Annotated in this window: 1 rRNA gene; it reads left to right on the top strand. The window is 54.6% G+C overall.

Features of this window, described 5'->3' with window-relative positions:
• Window positions 1–235 precede the first annotated feature (235 nt).
• A 23S ribosomal RNA gene (locus ABIE57_RS20210) occupies window positions 236–2,500 on the top strand; the annotation flags it as partial.

Genomic DNA, 2,500 nt, shown 5'->3' with positions numbered 1-2,500 from the left:
TACAAATAGCGACGTTGCTGGCGTCCCCGCGTGAGGGGATGTCCTGGTTGCTTCCCCCCTCGGGGGAAGGCATGTTCGAGCGTTTCCCGCGCGCGTACATGTATCGTGACCAGAAGCTGCAGCGTCGTCCAAGTCAAGTACACTGACCAAAAAGTGCCATCGCAAGATGGCGCGGGAAAGTATGCTTTTGATCTGAAGAGGACGGACTGTTCGCAGTCTCTCTTTTTCTGGATCAAATCAAGCGCGAGAAGGGCGTTTGGTGAATGCCTTGGCAGTAAGAGGCGATGAAGGACGTGATACCCTGCGATAAGCCATGAGGAGCCGGGAATAGGCTGTGATCCATGGATTTCCGAATGGGGCAACCCACCTGACAGTTGGTTATGATTGCTTTCGAGCGGTTCATAACCGGCTGAAACAGGGACTTGTTGACTGAATACATAGGTCTTCAAGAGCAAACCCGGGGAACTGAAACATCTAAGTACCCGGAGGAAAGGACAGCAATAGCGACTCCCCTAGTAGCGGCGAGCGAACGGGGACCAGCCGAGCCTGATAAGTGACCAGAATGCGTTGGGAAGCGCAGCCAGAGCGGGTGACAGCCCCGTATGGGAAGCTTTGAGGGACGTATCAAGTAGGGCGGGACACGTGAAATCCTGTCTGAAGATCGGAGGACCACCTTCGAAGGCTAAGTACTCCTTACTGACCGATAGCGAACCAGTACCGTGAGGGAAAGGTGAAAAGCACCCCGACGAGGGGAGTGAAACAGTACCTGAAACCGAACGCCTACAAGCAGTCGGAGCTGCGGACTTGTCCGTGGTGACGGCGTACCTTTTGTATAATGGGTCATCGACTTGGTCTATCTAGCAAGCTTAAGCCGTTAGGTGTAGGCGCAGCGAAAGCGAGTCTTAATAGGGCGCATGAGTTAGATGGATCAGACCCGAAACCGAGTGATCTAGGCATGACCAGGATGAAGGTTGGGTAACACCAACTGGAGGTCCGAACCCACACCTGTTGAAAAAGGTCGGGATGAGTTGTGCCTAGGGGTGAAAGGCCAATCAAACTCGGAGATAGCTGGTTCTCTGCGAAATCTATTTAGGTAGAGCGTCATCCGCATACCCTCGGGGGTAGAGCACTGGATGGGTAATGGGGCCCCACAGGCTTACTGATCCTAACCAAACTCCGAATACCGAGGAGTACTGGATGGCAGACAGACGGCGGATGCTAACGTCCGTCGTCGAGAGGGAAACAACCCTGACCTACAGCTAAGGCCCCCAATTCGTGGCTAAGTGGGAAAGCAGGTGGGACGACCAAAACAACCAGGAGGTTGGCTTAGAAGCAGCCATCCTTTAAAGATAGCGTAACAGCTCACTGGTCTAATCAAGTTGTCCTGCGGCGAAGATGTAACGGGGCTCAAGCCACGAGCCGAAGCTTAGGATGCGCATAGCGCATGGTAGCAGAGCGTAGTGTGACATGGTTTCCATCCTCTTTGGTGTCCCTCGGGGCCCCATGGAGGGTTCGAAATCTTCGATGAAGCCGGGGCGTGAGCCATCCGGTGGAGAGATCACTAGTGAGAATGATGACATGAGTAGCGACAAGGAGGGTGAGAGACCCTCCCGCCGAAAGTCCAAGGGTTCCTGCTTAAAGCTAATCTGAGCAGGGTAAGCCGACCCCTAAGGCGAGGCCGAAAGGCGTAGTCGATGGGAACCAGGTTAATATTCCTGGGCCAGATGGAAGTGACGGATCTCGAAGATTGTTCGCCCTTATCGGATTGGGCGGGCCGTTCAGAGGTTCCTGGAAATAGCTCCATCATGAGATCGTACCCTAAACCGACACAGGTGGACTGGTAGAGAATACCAAGGCGCTTGAGAGAACGATGTTGAAGGAACTCGGCAAAATACCTCCGTAAGTTCGCGAGAAGGAGGCCCGGTTCCAAGGCAACTTGGAGCTGGGGGCACAAACCAGGGGGTGGCGACTGTTTACTAAAAACACAGGGCTCTGCGAAGTCGCAAGACGACGTATAGGGTCTGACGCCTGCCCGGTGCCTGAAGGTTAAAAGGAGGGGTGAGAGCTCTGAATTGAAGCCCAGGTAAACGGCGGCCGTAACTATAACGGTCCTAAGGTAGCGAAATTCCTTGTCGGGTAAGTTCCGACCTGCACGAATGGCGTAACGACTTCCCCGCTGTCTCCAACATCGACTCAGCGAAATTGAATTGCCTGTCAAGATGCAGGCTACCCGCGGTCAGACGGAAAGACCCCGTGCACCTTTACTACAGCTTCGCACTGGCATCAGGATTGTGATGTGCAGGATAGGTGGTAGGCTTTGAACCCGTGACGCCAGTCTCGGTGGAGCCTCCCTTGAGATACCACCCTTCGCACTCTTGATGTCTAACCGCGGTCCGTTATCCGGATCCGGGACCCTGCGTGGCGGGTAGTTTGACTGGGGCGGTCGCCTCCTAAAGCGTAACGGAGGCGCGCGAAGGTTGGCTCAGAGCGGTCGGAAATC

This window comes from Roseovarius sp. MBR-6 (assembly GCF_040547525.1).
Taxonomy (GTDB): domain Bacteria; phylum Pseudomonadota; class Alphaproteobacteria; order Rhodobacterales; family Rhodobacteraceae; genus Roseovarius.
Note: the sequence above shows the minus strand (reverse complement) of the source record. Positions and strands in the feature narration are given on the sequence as shown.